The organism is Agrococcus sp. AC640b, from assembly GCF_979255995.1.
The window spans coordinates 88,524-107,423 of the sequence record NZ_CEEDMM010000043.1; the positions used below are offsets into that span (position 1 = coordinate 88,524).

19 protein-coding genes and 1 pseudogene are annotated in these 18,900 nt (G+C 73.9%); 15 read left to right on the plus strand and 5 right to left on the minus strand.

All coding sequences use genetic code 11. The annotated features are described in order from the left end of the window. A partial coding sequence (locus ACZ6H8_RS14340; RefSeq protein WP_464147587.1) for an o-succinylbenzoate synthase occupies positions 1 to 713 on the minus strand: 713 nt, incomplete at its 3' end. 132 nt (positions 714 to 845) lie between these two features. On the opposite strand from ACZ6H8_RS14340, the gene ACZ6H8_RS14345 reads away from it, so the two are divergent. The 8 genes from ACZ6H8_RS14345 (at position 846) to ACZ6H8_RS14380 (ending at position 7,451) form a co-directional block, all read left to right on the plus strand. Beyond that, positions 846 to 1,187 carry a hypothetical protein gene (locus ACZ6H8_RS14345; RefSeq protein ID WP_464147588.1) on the plus strand — a complete coding sequence of 114 codons (342 nt, stop codon included), beginning with the start codon at positions 846 to 848 and terminating at the stop codon, positions 1,185 to 1,187. Then, positions 1,184 to 1,516 (plus strand): hypothetical protein, encoded by a 333-nt coding sequence (locus ACZ6H8_RS14350; protein WP_464147589.1) that lies wholly within the window; start codon positions 1,184 to 1,186, stop codon positions 1,514 to 1,516. The genes ACZ6H8_RS14345 and ACZ6H8_RS14350 overlap by 4 nt, the downstream gene beginning before the upstream one ends. Positions 1,517 to 1,587: 71 nt before the next feature. Continuing rightward, positions 1,588 to 2,550 carry a hypothetical protein gene (locus ACZ6H8_RS14355; RefSeq protein ID WP_464147591.1) on the plus strand — a complete coding sequence of 321 codons (963 nt, stop codon included), beginning with the start codon at positions 1,588 to 1,590 and terminating at the stop codon, positions 2,548 to 2,550. Then, positions 2,547 to 3,650, plus strand: a complete 1,104-nt coding sequence (locus ACZ6H8_RS14360) for a hypothetical protein (protein ID WP_464147592.1) — start codon at positions 2,547 to 2,549, stop codon at positions 3,648 to 3,650. Before ACZ6H8_RS14355 ends, ACZ6H8_RS14360 begins: the two co-directional genes overlap by 4 nt. A 47-nt stretch (positions 3,651 to 3,697) precedes the next feature. Beyond that, a complete protein-coding gene (locus tag ACZ6H8_RS14365; RefSeq protein WP_464147593.1) occupies positions 3,698 to 4,603 on the plus strand; it encodes a 1,4-dihydroxy-2-naphthoyl-CoA synthase in 906 nt (301 codons plus the stop codon). 28 nt (positions 4,604 to 4,631) lie between these two features. Then, positions 4,632 to 5,654, plus strand: coding sequence for an AMP-binding protein (locus tag ACZ6H8_RS14370; RefSeq protein WP_464147594.1), 1,023 nt, complete (start codon positions 4,632 to 4,634; stop codon positions 5,652 to 5,654). Positions 5,655 to 5,866: 212 nt separating this feature from the next. Then, a complete protein-coding gene (locus ACZ6H8_RS14375; RefSeq protein WP_464147595.1) occupies positions 5,867 to 6,307 on the plus strand; it encodes an endonuclease domain-containing protein in 441 nt (146 codons plus the stop codon). Between the two features lie 145 nt (positions 6,308 to 6,452). Continuing rightward, positions 6,453 to 7,451: a 1,4-dihydroxy-2-naphthoate polyprenyltransferase gene (locus ACZ6H8_RS14380; RefSeq protein WP_464147596.1), complete on the plus strand. Its 999-nt coding sequence runs from the start codon at positions 6,453 to 6,455 to the stop codon at positions 7,449 to 7,451. Positions 7,452 to 7,472: 21 nt separating this feature from the next. Here ACZ6H8_RS14380 and ACZ6H8_RS14385 read toward each other — a convergent pair whose 3' ends face one another. Beyond that, a complete protein-coding gene (locus tag ACZ6H8_RS14385; RefSeq protein ID WP_464147597.1) occupies positions 7,473 to 7,862 on the minus strand; it encodes a DUF4229 domain-containing protein in 390 nt (129 codons plus the stop codon). Positions 7,863 to 7,928: 66 nt separating this feature from the next. On the opposite strand from ACZ6H8_RS14385, the gene ACZ6H8_RS14390 reads away from it, so the two are divergent. From ACZ6H8_RS14390 to ACZ6H8_RS14405, 4 genes and pseudogenes are all read left to right on the plus strand, one after another. Continuing rightward, positions 7,929 to 8,390: a PLD nuclease N-terminal domain-containing protein gene (locus ACZ6H8_RS14390; protein ID WP_464147598.1), complete on the plus strand. Its 462-nt coding sequence runs from the start codon at positions 7,929 to 7,931 to the stop codon at positions 8,388 to 8,390. Next, positions 8,383 to 9,996 (plus strand): 2-succinyl-5-enolpyruvyl-6-hydroxy-3-cyclohexene-1-carboxylic-acid synthase, encoded by a 1,614-nt coding sequence (gene menD / locus ACZ6H8_RS14395; protein ID WP_464147599.1) that lies wholly within the window; start codon positions 8,383 to 8,385, stop codon positions 9,994 to 9,996. The genes ACZ6H8_RS14390 and menD overlap by 8 nt, the downstream gene beginning before the upstream one ends. A gap of 41 nt (positions 9,997 to 10,037) precedes the next feature. After that, positions 10,038 to 10,871 (plus strand): annotated as a pseudogene (locus tag ACZ6H8_RS14400) (PPK2 family polyphosphate kinase); the annotation flags it as partial. Positions 10,872 to 11,263: 392 nt separating this feature from the next. Further along, positions 11,264 to 11,524, plus strand: coding sequence for a DUF1272 domain-containing protein (locus ACZ6H8_RS14405; protein ID WP_464147600.1), 261 nt, complete (start codon positions 11,264 to 11,266; stop codon positions 11,522 to 11,524). A gap of 113 nt (positions 11,525 to 11,637) precedes the next feature. Here ACZ6H8_RS14405 and ACZ6H8_RS14410 read toward each other — a convergent pair whose 3' ends face one another. Further along, a complete protein-coding gene (locus ACZ6H8_RS14410) occupies positions 11,638 to 12,066 on the minus strand; it encodes an ACT domain-containing protein (protein ID WP_464147601.1) in 429 nt (142 codons plus the stop codon). A gap of 143 nt (positions 12,067 to 12,209) precedes the next feature. Further along, the gene (locus tag ACZ6H8_RS14415; RefSeq protein WP_464147602.1) at positions 12,210 to 13,457 is read right to left on the minus strand and encodes an isochorismate synthase; all 1,248 of its coding nucleotides are present in this window, start codon (positions 13,455 to 13,457) and stop codon (positions 12,210 to 12,212) included. Between the two features lie 79 nt (positions 13,458 to 13,536). Here ACZ6H8_RS14415 and ACZ6H8_RS14420 point away from each other — a divergent pair, with 79 nt between their 5' ends. From ACZ6H8_RS14420 to ACZ6H8_RS14430, 3 genes are read left to right on the plus strand one after another with little or no spacing between them, the layout of a single operon-like run. Next, positions 13,537 to 14,286 carry a class I SAM-dependent methyltransferase gene (locus ACZ6H8_RS14420; protein ID WP_464147603.1) on the plus strand — a complete coding sequence of 250 codons (750 nt, stop codon included), beginning with the start codon at positions 13,537 to 13,539 and terminating at the stop codon, positions 14,284 to 14,286. Beyond that, complete coding sequence (locus ACZ6H8_RS14425; RefSeq protein WP_464147604.1) at positions 14,283 to 15,290, plus strand: polyprenyl synthetase family protein; 1,008 nt, start codon at positions 14,283 to 14,285, stop codon at positions 15,288 to 15,290. Before ACZ6H8_RS14420 ends, ACZ6H8_RS14425 begins: the two co-directional genes overlap by 4 nt. Before the next feature lie 39 nt (positions 15,291 to 15,329). Further along, positions 15,330 to 16,697, plus strand: a complete 1,368-nt coding sequence (locus ACZ6H8_RS14430; protein ID WP_464147605.1) for an FAD-dependent oxidoreductase — start codon at positions 15,330 to 15,332, stop codon at positions 16,695 to 16,697. An 18-nt stretch (positions 16,698 to 16,715) separates the two neighbouring features. On the opposite strand, the gene ACZ6H8_RS14435 is transcribed toward ACZ6H8_RS14430, so the two are convergent. Then, entirely contained in the window at positions 16,716 to 18,851 is a 2,136-nt protein-coding gene (locus ACZ6H8_RS14435; RefSeq protein WP_464147606.1) for an alpha-galactosidase, read from the minus strand. Positions 18,852 to 18,900: the final 49 nt, after the last annotated feature.

Sequence of the window (18,900 nt, forward strand, 5' to 3'; positions counted from 1 at the left end):
CTCGACACCACCGCGGGCAGCCCCGCCTCGGCGACGATCGCGAGCGCGCGCCGCACGCCACCGAGCGGCTGCGCCTTCACGACGAGCACGTCGGCCGCGCCTGCGGCGACGACCGCCATCGGGTCCTCGGCCTTGCGCACCGACTCGTCCGCGGCGACCGGCACGTCGAGACGATGGATGCGGGCGCGCAGCTCGGCGAGCTCCGGCACGGTCGCGCACGGCTGCTCCACGTACTCGAGATCGAGCGACTCGAGGGCGCGCACCGCCGACTCCGCCTCGTCGACGTTCCAGCCGCCGTTCGCGTCGATGCGGATGCGAGCGTCCGGCAGCAGCGTGCGCACCTCGCGCACGCGGGCGACGTCGTCGTCGAGCGTCTGCCCACGCTCTGCGACCTTCACCTTCACGGTGCGGCAGCCGTCGTAGCGGGCGAGCACGCCTGCGACGTCCTCCGGGGGCACGGCGGGCAGCGTCGCGTTCACCGGGATGCGGTCGCGCAGCGCAGGCGGGCGCGGCAGCCACGCATCCTCGATCGCCGCGGCGAGCCACGTCGAGGCCTCCTCGGCCTCGTACTCGAGGAACGGGCTCCACTCCGCCCAGCCCTCGGGTCCGCGCACGAAGGCCGCCTCGCGCTCGGTCACGCCGCGGAACCGCGTCGCGAGCGGCAGGCGCACGACGTGGAGGGACTCGAGCAGCGCATCGATGGGCGGGAGCATCGCGACCATCCTGGCGCAGCGCACGTCTCCCGTCACCCCGCGACGCGCCTGGCGGCACGACCGGAGCGCGTGTGTGGCGCGTTCGCGGCTGCACGTCAGCCTCGGCGTGCATGCGTACGGCACACTGGTCGCATGACGACGACCGAGATGCCGTGGGTGACCGAGACGCGGCTCGCCCCCGGGCAGCAGCTGAAGCGCAGCCCCGTGTACGGCATCATCGCCGCCGTCGGTGCCGCGCTCGGCGGCCTCATCTTCCTCGTGTCCATCGTGCTGCTGTTCACGCCGCTCGGCGGCCTCCTCATCACGGGCCTGCCCGTGTGGGGCATCCTCACGCTGGGGACCGTCGGCTGCGCCATCGCCGCCCTCGTGCGGCGCGGCCGCCTCAACGTCATCCTGGGCGCGGGCTCCCTCGCGCTCGTCGTGCTCACGAACCCGCTCATCCCGCTCATCGTCGTGCTCGCGCTGGGCATGTGAGCGTCGCTGAGGCGATCCACGCACGGGCACGCGGCCTCGGTCGCCTGTCGCTGCTGATCGTGCCCGTCGGCGTCGTGGGGCAGGTCGTGTCGTTCCTGCAGCAGGTCACGCACCTGTTCGCGCCGGCTCCGGGCGAGCGGCCGGTCGTCATCGGGCTGCTCGTGGCCGTGACGGTGCTGGGGGTCGCGGGCGTCGGCTGCGGACTGCTCGCAGCGTCGTCGCCGAACGGACGCCGCACGGGCGCGCTCGGGGCGTCGCTCGGCGGCGCGACCCTCATCCTCTTCCTCGTCGCGAGCGCGTTCGTGTGGCGGTCGCTCGCGATCTTCTGACGCGCGCGGCGCGTGACGCGGCACGCGGTGCGTCCAGCGGCGGTCGGGGGACGTCTGGAACACTGCACGTCATGGCCGCGCCGATGCCCGACTTCGTGCAGCCGGACGCTGCTGCGTCGAGCGGCCGGCGGCGCAGGAGCATCGGGATCGCCGTCGTCACGGCGGTCGCGCTCGTGGCTGCCGCGCTCGCGATCGGCCTCCCCGCGCTGCAGCGGGATGCGGCCGAGCAGCTCCCGCGGCTCGTCGACGACTACGTCGCGGCGGTCGAGGCAGGCGACGCGGAGGCGGCCGCGGCGCTGCACACGCCGGATGGGGGCGGGGCCGATCTGGCGCTGCTGGGCGTCGCGCGCCCGACCATCCCAGCCGTGCTCGACTGCGCCGACCCGGAGGTCGACGGCGACGTCGCCGACGTGACCTGCGTCGTCGTCGCAGGTGGTCCGGCGGATCGATCCTCGCAGGAGGGCTCGATGACGATCGGCCTCGCACGCGACGGCGACTGGGAGATCGTCGAGGGTCTCGAGCGCCGGGCATCCACGTTCCTCGCCGGCGGCGAGGTCGCCGCCGTCGGAGGCGTCGCGATCCCCGGCGGGTCCGGCGTCACGGGCGGGCCGCTGCTGCTGCCCGGGTTCTACGACGTCGACGTCGCGACCTCCCCGCTCGTGGAGGTCGTGGGCGACGCGGGCATGGTCGTCGGCCCTTCGGGTGCCTCGTTGCTCGTGGGGCGCATGCCGGCTGCCGAGGTGGTCGAGGATGCCGGCGCCGCCGCGCTCGCAGCCGTCGAGGCGTGCGTCGCGGCCGGCGGCGCGGCGGGGGAGTGCACTGCGGTCAGGCTCGCACCGGGTGCGACGCTCGAGGCGTCCCCGGTCGAGGCCGGACCGACGGTCGGCTGGCAGGGCACCGCGTTCGTGCAGCCGGTGCTCGTCGGCGAGGCGGGCGCCGCGCCGCAGGTCGAGGTCGTCGTGCGCGTGCGGTTCACGCCCGATCTCGTGAGCTACGAGCTCGAGATCGAGAGCGCATCGGCGGTGGCTCCGTGAGCGAGCGCATGCCCGACTTCACGATGCCCTCGGACGACGAGGTCGAGCGGGCGCGTGCGCTCGCCGACGACGAGGCACGTGAGCGAGACGCTCGCGTCGAGGCGCTCGCGCTCGAGCATGCGCACGTGCCCGCACCCGCGGTGCGCCGGGCGAACGCCTCCGGGGGCGACGCGCAGCAGCCGCGCCGCGCCCTCGCCCGCATCCTCGCCCTCGGGCGCAACCCGCTCGCGACGTTCATCGCGGGCGCCGCGCTCGTCGCCGCCACGTTCGTCGCCGTGCCCGCCATCCAGCGGCAGGCGGATGCGGGCTCGATGGCCGACCTGGAGCGCGTCGTCGCCGAGCACGTCGCCGCCGTCGAGTCGGGCGACTTCGCGCAGGCGAGCAGCATGGTGCAGCCCGACGCGGAGTACGCGGAGGCCGGGCTGCTCGACGCCGCCGAGCCGACGAGCCTTGCGACGTTCGACTGCGCCGAGCCGCGCGTCGACGACGACCGCGCCACCGTGTCGTGCGGCGTCGCGCTGCCCTCGTTCAGCCAGGGCTCGCCCATCCGCCTCGAGCTCGTGCGCGACGGAGGGTGGCGCCTCGACCGCGGCCTCGCGGTCGCTTCGCCGCTGTGGGTGTCGGTCGCCCGCGTCGAGGCGGTCGGCGGCGTCGAGGCGCCGGAGGGGTTCGCGCAGAGCGAGGATCCCGTCTGGCTGTACCCGGCCGAGTACGAGCTGGGCGTCGTGGCGCCCGTGGGGATGGAGGTCGAGGACACGGCCTTGCTGGTCACCGGCGACGGTGCGATGTGGTTCGGGGGCGTGACGCCGTCCGAGGCGCTCGCGGAGGACGCGCGCGAGGCGGCGGTCGCCTACGTCGACGCATGCGCTGCGACCCCGGCGTCCGGCTGCCCCGACAGCGAGCCGCTCGGCGCAGGCGAGCGCTACGAGGCGACGCTCGACGGCTCCACCTACTTCGGCGACCGGCAGTCGCTCACGTTCGGCGTGAGCGTGCGCGTCGTCGGCGGCTCGCCGGCGAGCTGGCGGCTGCAGGTGACCGTCACGTTCGCGGCCGACCTGCAGTCGTACGAGCTCGTCGCGAGGCCGGAGGGCGGGTTCTGAGCCGACGCTCGGCGAGCCGCGTGGGTGCCCCGGCGTAGGCTTATGGCGTGACCGTCTCCGAGCTGTTCGACCCGAGCGCATGGGTCGTCTCGCCCGAGTCCGAGGGGTTCGCCGACATCACGTCGCACCGCTCGCACGACGGCCGCATCGCCCGCATCGCCTTCGATCGGCCTGAGGTGCGCAACGCCTTCCGGCCGAGCACGGTCGACGAGCTGTACCGCGCCCTCGAGGCCGCACGCGTCGACTCGAAGGTCGGCGTCGTGCTGCTCACCGGCAACGGCCCGAGCCCGAAGGACGGCGGCTGGGCCTTCTGCTCCGGAGGCGACCAGCGCATCCGCGGGCGCGACGGCTACCGGTACGCAGACGGCGACTCGGCCGCGTCGATCGACCCCGCACGCGCCGGCAGGCTGCACATCCTCGAGGTGCAGCGCCTCATCCGCTTCATGCCGAAGGTCGTCATCGCCGTCGTGCCCGGATGGGCGGCAGGCGGCGGCCACTCGCTGCACGTCGTGTGCGACCTCACGATCGCCAGCGCCGAGCACGCGCGCTTCAAGCAGACCGACGCCGACGTCGGCTCGTTCGACGCCGGCTACGGCAGCGCGTACATGGCGAGGCAGACGGGGCAGAAGTTCGCACGCGAGGTGTTCTTCCTGGCCCGCGAGTACTCGGCCGACCGTGCGCTCGCCGCGGGCGCAATCAACGCGTCCGTGCCGCATGCCGAGCTCGAGGCGACGGCCATCGACTGGGCGCGCGAGATCCTCGGCAAGAGCCCCACCGCCATCCGCATGCTCAAGTACGCCTTCAACGCCGTCGACGACGGCCTCGTGGGCCAGCAGCTGTTCGCGGGCGAGGCCACGCGCCTCGCGTACGGCACCGACGAGGCCGTCGAGGGCCGCGACGCGTTCCTCGAGAAGCGCGACCCGGACTGGTCGCCGTTCCCGTGGGCGTACTGATGCTCCGCCGGCAGTCGGGGGCGCGCTGATGCCCGAGATCGTCGCGACCAGCGGCTCGTCCGGCGTGCCCAAGCAGGTGCTGCTCTCCGACGACGCCATCGCCGCCTCCACGGCAGCCGCCAACGAGGCGCTCGGCGGAGCCGGCCAGTGGGTGCTGTCGCTGCCCGAGTCGTTCATCGCCGGCCGCAACGTCATCTGGCGCAACGCCGCATCGGGGGCCGACCTCGTGCGCACCGAGGGCTCCTTCACCGCCGAGGCCTTCGTCGCCGCCGTCGAGTCGCTGGAGCACGACCGCCGCTACACCTCGCTCGTGCCCGCGCAGCTCGCCAGGCTCGTCGACGCCGCACAGCTCGACCGGTCGTTCGCGGCGCCGATCCGCAGGCTCGACCGCATCCTGCTGGGCGGGCAGCGCGCGCCGCTCGGCCTCATCGAACGCGCCTCGCGACTGGGGTGGAAGGTCACGCGCACGTACGGCATGACCGAGACGTGCGGCGGCTGCGTGTGGGACGGCAGGCCGCTGGGCGACACGAAGGTGCGGCTCACCGACCAGATCGAGATCTCGGGTCCGCACCTGGCAGACGGCTACTCCGACGCCGAGCTGACCGCGCGGCGCTTCGTCGAGGACGCGCGCGGCACCCGCTGGTTCCGCACCGGCGACGCCGGATCGCTCATCGGCGGGCAGCTGCAGGTGTCGGGCCGCATCGACGACGTCATCGTCTCGGGCGGCGTCAACGTGTCGCTCGCCGCCGTCGAGCACGTCGTGCAGGTGTTCGCGCCCGACGCCGTCGTCGTCTCTGGCCCGGACGCCGAGTGGGGCGAGGTGCCCGTCGTCGTCACGACGCTGCGACCCGACCTGGCCGAGATGCGGCAGGCCGTGCAGCACGCGCTCGGCAAGCCCGCGCGCCCCAACCACGTCGTCACGGTGTCGGTCATCCCCACGACCCACACCGGCAAGCCCGACCGCAAGCGCCTGGCTCGGCTCGTCGCGAGTCGCATGCGGCAGCGCAGGTCGTGGTGGCGGTCGACGCCCAGCGCCCCGCGCCCCCGCTGACGCGCCTCGCCCGCCGACCCTGCACGTGAGCGGGGTCTCCCGTGCCGCGTGCAGCCGAGGTCCCTCCCAGGTGTCGGTTCGGCGCAGCCGTCCACCGCGGCGGCCCGGTGGGCTGCAGCCCGTACGGCCGCGCGCCGGGCGTCGCGTGGCCGGTGGACGACGTCGATGCGGCGTTCCGATGCCTGCTGCGGTGCGCGACGGAGGAGGAGCTGGTGGTGGTCGCGGATTCGCTGCTGCACCTGCGCCTCGCGACGCGCGACGAGCTCGCGTCGTGGTCGCGCGATGCCCCGTCGACGGTGCAGGCCCTCCTCGAGCGCGTCGATGCCGCGGAGTCGGGGCTCGAGAGCATCGTGCGGCTTCGCCTGCGAGCGCGCCGCATCCGCGTGCGCACGCAGGTCCGCATCGGGCGGCACCGCGTCGACATCCTCGTCGGCGAGCGACTCGTCATCGAGTGCGACGGCGCCGAGCATCACGCCGACTGGCGTGCGCAGGCGGCCGATCGGGAGCGCGACCGCGAGCTCACGGCAGCCGGATACCTCGTGGTGAGGCTCACCGCCGCGCAGATCGTGCACGGATGGGATGCCGTCCAGCAGGACCTGCTCGCCATCATCCGTCGAGGCGACCACCGGGTGTCGCGCGGAACCCGCACGTGAGGAGGCTCTCGCGTGCGAGGGGCCGATGCGGTGGCCGTGGCGTGCAGGTTCGGCGGCGTGCGTGCCGCTCCCGAGCCGTGGCCCCACCCCTGCCCGGGTCGGGGCCCTCGGCTCGCGCAGCGCTCGTGCGGCTACGCTCGACGCCGTGGCGAAGACGAGACAGGCCCAGGGAGGCCGCAAGCAGGTCGAGCGCTCGCGCGAGCGCTCCGGCAACCCGGCCAGGCGCGGCACGGCCGTGCGGCAGGCGAAGCGACCCCCGACCCTCGGCGACTGGATCGCCGCCACGAGACCGCGCACGCTCACGATGGCGATCGCGCCCGTCGCGGTCGGCGTCGGTGCCGCCTTCAACGCCGAGGGCTACCACCTCGGCATCGCACTGCTCGCGCTCGCCGTCGCGCTGCTGCTGCAGATGGGCGTCAACGTCGCCAACGACTACTCCGACGGCATCCGCGGCACCGACCGCGACCGTCAGGGCCCTGCGCGCATCACGAGCTCGACCGCCGTCGACCCGAAGACGGTGCGCACCGTCGCGCTCGTGCTGCTCGGCCTCGGTGCCGCAGCCGGCGTCGCGCTCGCGATCGTGTCGCAGCAGTGGTGGCTGCTCGCGGTCGGCGCCGCATGCGTCGTGCTCGCCTGGTTCTACACCGGCGGCACGCACCCGTACGGCTACTACGGGCTCGGCGAGGTCGTCGTGTTCGTCGTCTTCGGCCTCGTGGCGGTCAACGGCACCGTGTACGCGACGCTCGGTCGGTGGACGGAGGACTCGCTCGTGCTCGGCGCTGCGATGGGCTGCTTCGCCGCCGCGACGATGCTCGTCAACAACATCCGCGACATCGACTCGGATCGCGCCTCCGGCAAGCGCAGCCTGCCGACGCTCATCGGCCGCGTCCCCGCCAAGGTGCTCTACGGCGTGCTCATGCTCGCACCGTTCGGCATCCTCGCCATCTACGCGCTCGCGCTCGCGTACGGCCCGTTCGTGCTGCTGGTGCTCGTCGTCGCGGCTCCCGCCGTCGTCATCGTCGCCATGGGGCGCACGACGCGCGACTACGTGACGGCGCTCGGCCTCACGTCGCTCGCGACGCTGCTCTACGGGCTCGGCACCGCCGTGGCCCTGTGGGGCGGCATCACGGGCTTCACCTTCTAGTCGCGCGAGGGGCTCGCCGCCTCAGCGTTCGGTGCGCTCGTCGGATGCGTCGGCGGGTTCGGCAGCGGCAGGCTCGCCGGAGGCCGTCGGCGACGACGCGTCAGCGTCGGCGTCGGCCGTGCGGTGACGATCGGCGTCGTCGGGTGCCGCGCTCGCGTCGGCACCCTCGGCGTCGATCGCGCGGTCCTCGGCGTCCTCGTCGGCGTTCGAGGCGTCCTCGCCCCGCATGCGGGCGATCTCGGCCGCCGCCGCCACCTTCTGCCTGCGCAGGAAGATGGAGCTCGCGGCGAACGCGAACAGCAGCGCGACGACGAGCGCGACGTACCACGGGACCTGCGCGGCGACGAGGATGGCGAAGGGCACGACGAACAGCGCACCCCTGAGCAGGGCGTAGACGAGGATGGCACGCACCCACCCAGCGTACGCGCGCGGCGGAACCTGCGTCGGCGCATGGGCTCGACGCGTACCATCATCGGCATGGCGCGCTTCTACATCATCGGCGGCATCCTCGCCGTCGCGATGGCGGTGTACGCGATCGTCGACCTCACGATCACCGACGACCGTCGCATCCGCAGGCTCAACCGCGTGCTGTGGGCCGTGCTCATCGTGCTCGTGCCCGTCATCGGTCCGCTGGGCTGGCTGCTGTGGGGCAAGGCGCCGCGCTCCGCTGCACCGCCCGAGGGTCCGGAGGACTCGCCCGCGTTCCGCACCCAGATGGGCACGTGGGTGAGCGCAGACGAGTCCGACCGCCGCATCTCGGAGCTCGAGGCGCAGCTCGCGGCGCTCGACGACGAGGCGCAGGCCGAGCGCACCCGCGACGGCGAGCCCGAGGCCGACGCAGGCAGCGCAGAGGCGGAGGGCGACGACGAGCCTCCGACCGCCGACAGCACGCTGCCCGCAGCCGACGACCGCGACGACGACGACACGCGCCGTGGCTGACGGCGGCTCCGCCGCCTATGCCGACCGACTGCTCGCGGCGCTCGCCGACGCAGGCGTGCACGACGTCGTCGTCTGCCCGGGGTCGCGCTCGCAGGCGCTCGCACTCGCAGCGGCTCGTCTCGCTCGCGACGCCAGGCTGACGCTGCACGTGCGCATCGACGAGCGCTCCGCCGGGTTCCTCGCCATCGGCATCGCGCGCGAGACGCGCACGCCCGTCGCGATCGTCGTCACGAGCGGCACCGCCGTCGCCGAGCTGCACCCCGCGATGCTCGAGGCGCACCACGCCGACCTCCCGGTCATCGCGATCACCGCCGACCGTCCTCCGGAGCTGCAGGGCATCCGCTCCAACCAGACCGCAGCGCAGCCCGGCATCTTCGGTGCCGGCGCGCGCGCGGTCGTCGAGGCGATCGCCGACGCCGATGCGACGCCCGAGGCCGACGCCGTGCGCGCGGTGACGGAGGCGCTCGGCGCTCACGGCATGCGAGAGCCGGGGCCCGTGCAGCTCAACGTCGCGCTGCGCGACCCGCTCTCGGGTGGCCACGTCACCCAGCACACGGCCGTCGAGGCCGTCGCCGCGGTGCCGCGCCCGACGCACCTCATCGCACCCGAGCCCGGCACGGTCGTCGTCGCGGGCGCCGACGCCACGCCCGCGGCATCGGCGCTCGCGATCGGGCTGGGCGCGCCGCTCGTCGCCGAGCCGTCGTCGAACGCGCGCTTCGGCCCCAACCTCGTCGTGCCCGACGTGCTCGCGACCGACCTCGCCGCCGAGGTGCGACGCGTCGTCGTCGTCGGCCACCCCACGCTCACGCGCCTCGTCGTGGGCCTCATGCGCCGCGACGACGTCGAGACGGTCGTCGCCGGACGCCGCGGGCTCGACAACGTGCGCGGCACGGTCGTCGAAGGCGACCTCGTCGCCGACGGCGAGCCCGGCGAGTGGGCACGGGCGTGGGTGGGCAGGTGGGTGCACGCGTCGAGGCGCATCCTCGACGCCGACGCCGCCCCCATCCCCGGTGCCGACCTGTCGCGCGAGCACTACGCGCGCGCCGTGCTCGAGGACGCCCGACGCCCTGTGACGCGCACGATGCTCGCGAGGGCCGTGTGGGAGCACACGTGGCCCCACGACCGACTCGTGCTCGGCGCATCCAGGCTCATCCGCGTGCTCGACCGCAGCGTCGGCGGCAAGCCCGTGACCGTGCACGCCAACCGCGGCCTCGCCGGCATCGACGGCACCGTGTCGACGGCGATCGGCGTCGCGCTCGCCCACGACCGGGCGGGCGGTCGCGGTGTGACGCGTGCGCTCATGGGCGACCTCACGCTGCTGCACGACGTGGGCGGGCTGCACGTGCCCGCCGACGAGCCGAGGCCGCGTCTGCAGCTCGTCGTCGGCAACGACGGCGGTGGCACGATCTTCGACGACCTCGAGGTCGCGGGCACCGCCGACCCCGCCGACTTCGCCCGGGTGCAGCGCACGCCGCAGACCGTCGACCTCGCGGCGCTCGCCGCCGCCTACGGCTGGCAGCACGTGCTCGTCGACGACCGTGCAGGCCTCGAGCGGGCGCTCACGGCCGCGGCGACGTGCCTCATCGAGGTGCGACTGGCGCCGTAGCCTCCGCCTGCGCCGCGCACCCGCGTGACTAGGCTCACGCCATGAGCGCCATCCCCGCAGCCGTCCGTCATCCGCGTCGCGGCATCCGCCTCGCCGAGATCGACACGCGATCGACGCCCGGCTTCGACGGCGACAAGGCGGCAGGGCAGGCGATGCTCGCCGAGCGCGCCGTGCACCTCGCGCAGCTGCAGGAGCGGCTCTTCGCAGCGTCGTCGGCGGGCGGCGCCACCAGCAGCGTGCTCCTGCTGCTGCAGGGCATGGACACCGCAGGCAAGGGTGGGCTCGTGCGCCACGTCGTCGGCGCCGTCGACCCGCAGGGCGTGCGCATCACCTCGTTCAAGCGGCCGACGCCCGCCGAGCGTCGCCACGACTTCCTGTGGCGCATCGAGCGCGCGCTGCCGCAACCTGGCCAGATCGGGGTCTTCGACCGCTCGCACTACGAGGACGTGCTCATCCACCGCGTGCGCGGGCTCTCGAAGCCTGAGACGATCGAGCAGCGCTACGGCCGCATCGTCGACTTCGAGCGGCAGCTGGGCGAGCAGGGCATCCACCTCGTGAAGGTCATGCCGCACATCTCCTACGGCGAGCAGGGCGCGAGGCTGCTGGAGCGCCTGGATCGTGCCGACAAGCACTGGAAGTACAACCCGGGCGACGTCGACGAGCGCACGCTGTGGGACGAGTACCAGCGGGCGTACAAGATCGCGATCGACCGCACGGCGCGTGCGTCGGCCCCGTGGCACGTCGTGCCTGCCGATCGCAAGTGGTACGCGCGGCTGGCGGTGCAGGAGCTGCTCATCGAGGCGCTCGAGGCCATCGACCCGCAGTGGCCGACGGCCGACTACGACGTCGACGCCGAGCGCGAGCGGCTCGTCGCCCTCGGCGGCATCCCCGAGGATGCGCTGGCCGCGTCGGCCGCGGCGTCGGTCGTCGACGACGTGGAAGGGGCGGCCGTCGACGCCGCGATCGGCGAGGGGGAGTCGACGTCGCCGAAGGGGTCGCAGCAGCGCATGGGCGGTGCCGAGCAGGGCAAGGCCAAGGATGGCGGCAAGGGCAAGGGCAAGAAGAAGGGCAAGAACAAGAAGAAGGGCAAGGGCAAGAGCAAGGGCAAGGGCAAGAGCAAGGGCAAGGGCAAGAGCAAGAGCAAGAGCAAGGGCAAGAGCAGCGGCAAGAAGGGCGAGGTCGCGGGCGTCGGCACGCCCACGAGCGCGGCCACGGGCTCGACGCGCACGGGCGGCTCGAAGGGCTCCGAGCGCGGCACGGCCCTGTGATGCTCGAGCTGCGCCCGGGCTGCGAGTGCTGCGACGCCGACCTGCCGCCGGCTGCCGTCGCGTTCATCTGCACATTCGAGTGCACGTGGTGCCCGGCGTGCGCCGACGCCTTCGCGCACGTGTGCCCGAACTGCGGCGGTGACCTCGTGCGCCGTCCGATCCGCCCGGCCGGCCTGCTGGCGGCGAACCCGCCGTCGACGGTCCGCGTCGTCGCGGCAGGCTGCACCGACCGCGTCCCCCTCGAGGCGCCGCTGCGCTGACCCCGACCCCCTCTCGGTTGCGTTTCGCAGGCGATCCGGGGTGGTCGAGGGAAGATACCCCTCGGACCACCCTGATCGCCTGCGAAACGCAATCGGGCGGGCGGATGGGCGCGTCAGGCGCGCACGTCGTGGCCCGATGCGCGCAGGGCTGCGAGGGCGCGATCGCGGTCGTCCTCGCCCACCAGCACGAGATCCGCCGTCGCGGTGCCGACGACGAACACCGCGAGGCCCGCGGCAGACAGCGGTGCGGCGATCGACGCCGTCATGCCAGGCGCGTCGAGGCCGTGGGCCGTGCCGCCCGTCCACAGCGCGATCCATCGCTCGACGTCCGCGTCGATCGCGGCGCGGATCGTCGTCGTCCCGTCGGGAGCCCGCACGAGCGCGACGACGCCCGACGCGTCGACGGCGGCGAGCGGGTCGGCGTCGTGCTCGACGACGAGGGCGAACGGCAGCGCCTCGACGACCTGCGGCACGATCCCGAGGGTCACGGACGGCGAGACGGCTGCGACCGCGGGAGGGCGCACGGCGGCGGCATCGAGCATCCGTCGACCCTAGCCCTGCGCAGACCCGCCGACCCGCGGCCAGCCCAGGTGCGTTTCGCAGGCGATCCGGGGTGGCGGAGGGAAGATGCCCCTCTGACCTCCCGGATCGCCTGCGAAACGCATCGGTGCTCGGGCGGCGCCTGCTACTCGAGCACCGGCCTCGGCGGCAGCGGATCGCCGAACGCGTCGACGATGGGGCGCAGCTTGATCGCCGTCTCGGCGAGCTCGTCGGCCGGCTCCGACTCCGCGACGATGCCCGCACCCGCGAACGCGCGGATGCCGCCGTCGGCCGCGACCTGCGCACCGCGCAGCGCGATGGCCCACTCGCCGCCTCCCGACGCATCCACCCAGCCGACGGGGCCCGCGTAGCGGCCGCGGTCGATGCCCTCGAGCGCACCCAGCAGCGCGAGCGCGTCCGCACGGGGCGTGCCGGCGACGGCAGCGGTCGGATGCAGTGCCTGCAGCGCATCGAGCACGGAGCCGTCGAGCGTGCCCGTGATGTCGGTCGCCAGATGCCACAGGTTCGGCAGGCGCAGCGGGTACGGCCCGCTCGTGGCGAGGTCGTGCGAGATGGGACGCAGCGACTCGAGCGCCGACTCGGCGGCGAGCCGGTGCTCGCCGACGTCCTTCGGATGCTCCGCGAGCGCCTCCGCCGCCTCGCCGTCGAGCTCGGGCGTCGCACCGCGTGCGGCGGTGCCTGCGAGCACACGCGTGAAGCAGTGGCCGTCGCGCGCGGCGACGAGCATCTCGGGGCTCGCGCCCAGCAGCCCGTCGACGGCGTACGTGATGGCGTCGGGGTAGCGGCGCCGCAACCCCAGCAGTGCGCTGCGCTGATCGGCGCCGGCAGGCAGCACCCCGACGAGGTCGCGGGCGAGCACGACCTTCTCGAGGTCGCCGGCGCGGATGGCGGCGACGGCCTCGCCGACGATCGCCTCGTAGCGTGCGGCGTCGATCGCGCCGGGAGCGAGCACCACGCGCACGTCGTCGATCTCGCGCTGCGGCAGCGGCTCCGGCAGCGGCTCGTCGTCGACGGCGATGCGCGTGATCCACGCGTCGTCGCCGCGGCGACCGTGCACGATGCGCGGCACGATGAGCACGCTGGTGGCGGCCGAGTCGTCGGCGAACGCGAAGGTGCCGAAGGCGACGAGTCCCGTGCCGTGCGCGTCGACCTCGTCGACGACGTCGGCTGCGGCGACGAGGTCAGCCCACTGGGCGGCGGCATCCGCGATGCGGCCCGCTCCGGACACCGTGATGCGCACCGACTCGCCCACGCCGACGAGCCCATCTCCCGATCGCACGAAGGCCAGCGGTGCGCCGGCATCCGCATGGGCGATGAGTCGACCGTGGGCGGCGCGCGTCGTCACGACGCGCAGTCGTCGCTGGGTCCGCACGGTGCCCAGCCTACGCTCGCCCGGCTCCGGATCCCACGCGGCTGACGAGCAGGATGCGCGCCACCGTAGGATGGACGTCGTGGGGGCAGCGGACCTGGGCAAGGACCCGAGCGAGGTCGCGGGCATGTTCGACGCGACCGCGAGGCGCTACGACCTCATGAACGGGCTGTTCACGCTCGGCAACGACCGCCTGTGGCGGCTGCAGATGACGCGTGCCGTCGCGCCGCAGCCCGGCGAGCGCATCCTCGACGTCGCAGCGGGCACCGGCACGTCGTCGGCGCCGATGGCGAAGGCGGGCGCGCTCGTGACGGCGCTCGACTTCAGTCGGGGCATGATCGACGAGGGGCGCAGGCGCTACCCGGAGATCGAGTTCGTGCACGGCGACGCGCAGGACCTGCCGTTCGACGCCGACACGTTCGACGCCGTCACCATCTCGTTCGGCTTCCGCAACGTGCAGGACCCGAAGGCGGCGCTGTCGGAGTTCTTCCGCGTGCTGAAGCCCGGCGGCCGCCTGCTCGTGTGCGAGGCGTCGAAGCCGCCGCTGCGCATCGCGCGCGTCGGCCACGCGGCGTTCCTGCGCACGGTGCCGCTCGTCGGCAGGCTCGCCTCGAGCAACCCCGACTCGTACCGGTACCTCGTGGAGTCGATCGCGGCGTGGCCCGATCAGCAGACCCTCTCGCGGTGGATCCGCGGCGCGGGCTTCACGCGTGTCGCCCACCGCGACCTGACGATGGGCGCTGTCGCATTGCACCGCGGCCGCAAGCCCACGGAGCAGACGATCCGCATGGCGACGATGCAGCGCGCGACGCCAGAGGAGACGACGGCGTGAGCGGCCTCGCCGCCTCGCTCGGGATCGCGCTCGACGAGGCCTCCGGCGCCGAGCGCGACCTCGTCGACGCCCTCGAGGCGGGGCTGCGGCGCGTCGAGGCCGCCCTCGATCGCGACGTCGCCCTGACGGATCCCGTGGCCGACTCGATGGCGCGCTACCTGAAGGATGCGGGCGGCAAGCGCACGCGACCCATGCTCGTCATGCTCGCCGCGCAGCTGGGCGACGGCGTGACCGACGACGTCGTGTCGGCTGCGGAGGTCGTCGAGATCACGCATCTCGCGAGCCTCTACCACGACGACGTCATGGATCGCGCGTCGATGCGTCGCGGCGTGCCCGCGGTGCACGAGGTGTGGACGAACTCGATCGCGATCCTCGCGGGCGACCTGCTCTTCGCCCGCGCGGGCGCCGTGGGCGCGCGCCTCGGCACCGAGTTCGCCGCGATCCACGCGAACACGTTCGAGCGCATGTGCCTCGGCCAGCTGCACGAGACGCTCGGGCCCCAGGGCACCGACCCCGTGGAGCACTACATCCGCGTCCTCGCAGACAAGACGGGGTCGCTCATCGCCTCCGCCGCCGAGCTCGGCGCGCTCATGGCGGGCGCCGACGCGGCGTACCGGCAGCCGCTGCGCGACTTCGGCGAGCGCATCGGCGTCGCGTTCCAGCTCGTCGACGACGTGCTCGACCTGTCGGCGTCGACCGAGACGGGCAAGCTGGCCGGCACCGACCTGCGCGCCGGCGTCGTGACGTTGCCGTTGCTGCGCCTGCGTGCCGCTGCCGAGACCGACGCCGACGCCGCTGCGCTGCTGGCCGACATCGAGCGCAAGGGCGACGACTTCCCGGATGTCGTCTCGAGGCTGCGCGAGCATCCCGCGACCCTCGACACCCTCGCGGAGGCCGAGCGCTGGCGCGACGGCGCGCACGAGGCGCTCACGGCACTGCCTGCCGGGGCCGTGCGCGACGCGCTCGACGCCTTCGCGGCCTCGCTCGTCACCCGCACCCGCTGACCACAGGCGCGTGACCGCGCGACCCACGAGAGGATCATCGTGCCCGATGCACTGAGAGTCGCCGTCGTCGGCGCAGGCCCGGCAGGCATCTACGCCGCCGACATCCTGAAGAAGGCCGCCGTGGAGCGTGGCAGCGACGTGTCGATCGATCTGTTCGAGCAGCTGCCGGCGCCGTACGGGCTCGTCCGCTACGGCGTCGCCCCCGACCACCCGCGCATCAAGGGCATCATCTCGGCATTGCGCGAGGTGCTGGAGTCGGGCGTCGTGCGCTTCTTCGGCAACGTGCGCTTCGGCGAGGACGTCACGCTCGACGACCTGCGGCGGCACTACCACGCCGTCATCTTCGCGACGGGTGCCGTGAAGGATGCACCGCTCGACATCCCCGGCGTCGATCTGCCCGGCTCCTACGGCGCCGCGGACTTCGTGTCGTGGTTCGACGGCCACCCCGACGTGCCGCGCACCTGGCCGCTCGAGGCGCAGGGCGTCGCGGTGCTCGGCGTCGGCAACGTCGCGCTCGACGTGGCACGCATGCTCGCGAAGCATCCCGAGGACCTCATGCCCACCGAGGTGCCTGCCAACGTCGTCGAGGGGCTCGAGGCGTCGCCGGTGACCGACGTGCACGTCTTCGGGCGCCGCGGCCCGCTCGACGTGAAGTTCACGCCGCTCGAGCTGCGCGAGCTCGGCGAGCTGCGCGACGTCGACATGATGCTGTACGACGAGGACTTCGGGGTCGACCCCGACGAGGACGCGAGGAAGGCGAACAAGCAGATCCTCGTGATCTCGCGCGTGCTCGAGCAGTGGCGCACGCGCGAGACGGGCGAGGCGTCGCGACGGCTGCACCTGCACTTCTGGTCGCGTCCCGTGGCGATCGTCGGCGACGACGGCGTCACCGCGTTGCGCATCGAGCGCACGCGCCCCGACGGCGAGGGCGGCATCGAGGGCACCGGCGAGCTGCGCGAGGTGCCGGTGCAGGCCGTGTACCGAGCGGTGGGCTACTTCTCGTCGCCGCTCACGGGCGTGCCGTTCGACGAGCTGCGCGGCGTGATCCCCAACGAGGCGGGCCGCGTGATGGACGGCATCCGTCCGCTGCCGGGCGTGTACGCCACGGGGTGGATCAAGCGCGGCCCCGTCGGCCTCATCGGCCACACGAAGTCGGATGCGAAGGAGACGGTCGAGCAGCTGCTCGCCGACGAGCTGTCGTGGTGGACGCCCGAGGACGCGAGCGCCGACGCGATCCCGGCGCTGCTCGCCGAGCGCGGCGTCGACTGGACCGACATCGCCGGCTGGATCCGGCTCGACGAGCACGAGATCAGCCTGGGTGAGCCGCACGGGCGTGCTCGCGTCAAGGTCGTGCCGCGCGAGACCATGGTCGAGATCTCTCGCGCCGGGCAGCACGCGGAGCGCTGACGCGCTCCACGCGCCCGGTCAGCCGGTCGCCTCGAGGTGCAGCAGCGCGAGCTGCTCCGGCAGCAGCGCGGGCGCGCGCATGCCGACGTGCGCGAGGGCGGCGCCCGTGAGCGTGACGCCGTCTGCCCACGGCAGCGGCGACTGCCCCGGCGTCGCGTCGTGGGCGGGGCTCAGCGTCGTCACGCGGTAGGCGCGCTCGGGGTCGAGCCCTGGGATGCGCACGCGAGCGCCGGGATGCGAGCGGCTCGAGGTGACCTGCGTGATCGTCACGAGGGCCTCGGACGCGTCGGCGGCGACGACGCCGCGCACGTCGACGCTCGCATCGGCGAGGTCGGCGTGCACGACGCGGCCCGTCGCGAGCATCCCGCGGTGCCGCCGCCACAGCGCGACCCACGAGGCGACGCGCTCGAGCCCGGCGTCGTCGAGCGCCGTGAGGTCCCATTCGATGCCGAGGTGGCCGAGCACCGCGACGCCGGCGCTCAGCTCGAGCGATGCCGTGCGTCCCGTGGAGTGCACGACGGGGCTCGTGAGGTGCGCGCCCAGCATCTCGGGTGGCACGACGAGGCCCGTGTAGCGCTGGATCTGCAGCCGCTCGATCGGATCGAGGGTGTCGCTCGTCCACACGCGGTGCGTGCGCTCGAGGATGCCGAGGTCGACGCGTGCCCCGCCGGACGCGCACGACTCGATCTCGAGGCCGGGGTGGCGGGCCTGCAGGTCGTCGAGCAGCGCGTAGAGGGCGGTGACGCCTGCGTGCACGCGTGCGCGTCCTCCTGGGCCGTCGCCGGCCTCCAGCAGGTCGCGGTTGTGATCCCACTTGAGGTAGGCGATGTCGTGGTCCGCGAGCAGCGCGTCGAGCCGGTCGCGCACGTACGCCCATGCGTCGGGGTTCGCGAGGTCGAGCACCTGCTGCTGGCGGGCGGAGACGGGCAGCTCGCCGCGGCCGCGCAGGATCCACTCCGGGTGCGCGCGTGCGAGGTCGCTGTCGGGATTCACCATCTCGGGCTCGACCCACAGCCCGAACTCCATGCCGAGCCCGCGCACGTGGCGAACGAGCGGGTCGAGGCCGCCGGGCCACACGGCGGGGTCGACGCTCCAGTCGCCGAGCCCGGCGGTGTCGTCGCGCCTGCCGAGGAACCAGCCGTCGTCGAGCACGAAGCGCTCGACGCCCACGGCCGCCGCGCGATCGGCGAGCGCCGTGAGGCGGCCGAGGTCGTGCGCGAAGTAGACGGCCTCCCACGTGTTGAGGGTCACGGGCCGCGGCCGGCGCGGGTGCTGGGGGCGCGCCCGCAGGTCGTCGTGGAGGCGGTGGGAGAGCGCGGTGAGGCCGTCGCCCCAGCTCGCTACGATCCACGGCGTCTCGTACGCGTCGCCCGGCGTCAGCACGACCTCGCCCGGCAGCAGCAGCTCGCCTGCCGTCAGCAGCGCCTCGCCCGTGACGGTGCGCTCTGCGCTCATGCGGTGGTTGCCGCTCCACGCGACGTGCACGGCGTGCACGACGCCGCGCTCGAACCCGAAGCCGGGCGTGCCGGCCGCCAGCAGCAGGCTCGCGTCGGCGCCGGGGCGGCCCCTGCGGCTCTCGCGCACGTGCGTGCCGATCGTGAGGCGGCGACGCTGCGGGGCGCGCTCGCGGAGGTGGTGGCCCGTGGTGTCGAGGATCTCGTCGGCGTCGTCGGGCAGCGGCAGCGTGACGTGGAGGTCGTCGACGGTGTAGTCGTCGTCGCCGACGTTGGCGATGCGGATGCGCGAGCGCAGCGTGCCACCAGCGGTGAGCTCGAGGCGGATGCTCGCTTCGAGCCCGCTCTCGTCGTCGGCGGCGAGGATCGTGACGCCTGCGTCGTCGGCGGCGACGTCGCCGGTGGCGAGCGCGGTCGTGAACGCACGTCCCGAGCGGTGTCCGGCGAGACCGGGCGTCTGGAGCCAGCCGTCGGACTCCTGCGGCAGCAGCGTGAGCCTGCCTGGGCGGTCGAGTCCGCCGGAGATGCGCTGGGGTCGGGCGGCGGTGGCGAGGGATGCGAGGATCTCGGGGGCGACGTCGCCGAGGTCGGCGCCCCAGTGCACGATGGCGGGCAGGTGTCCGGCGTCGAGGTCGACGACGACGCTCGTGCCGCCCGAGCGCAGGTGCAGCACCCGGTCCAGGGGGTCGGTGGGGGTCATGGCGGGGGTGCTCCTTCGCATCCGAGATGTTCACTTCTCTTCGCTATTG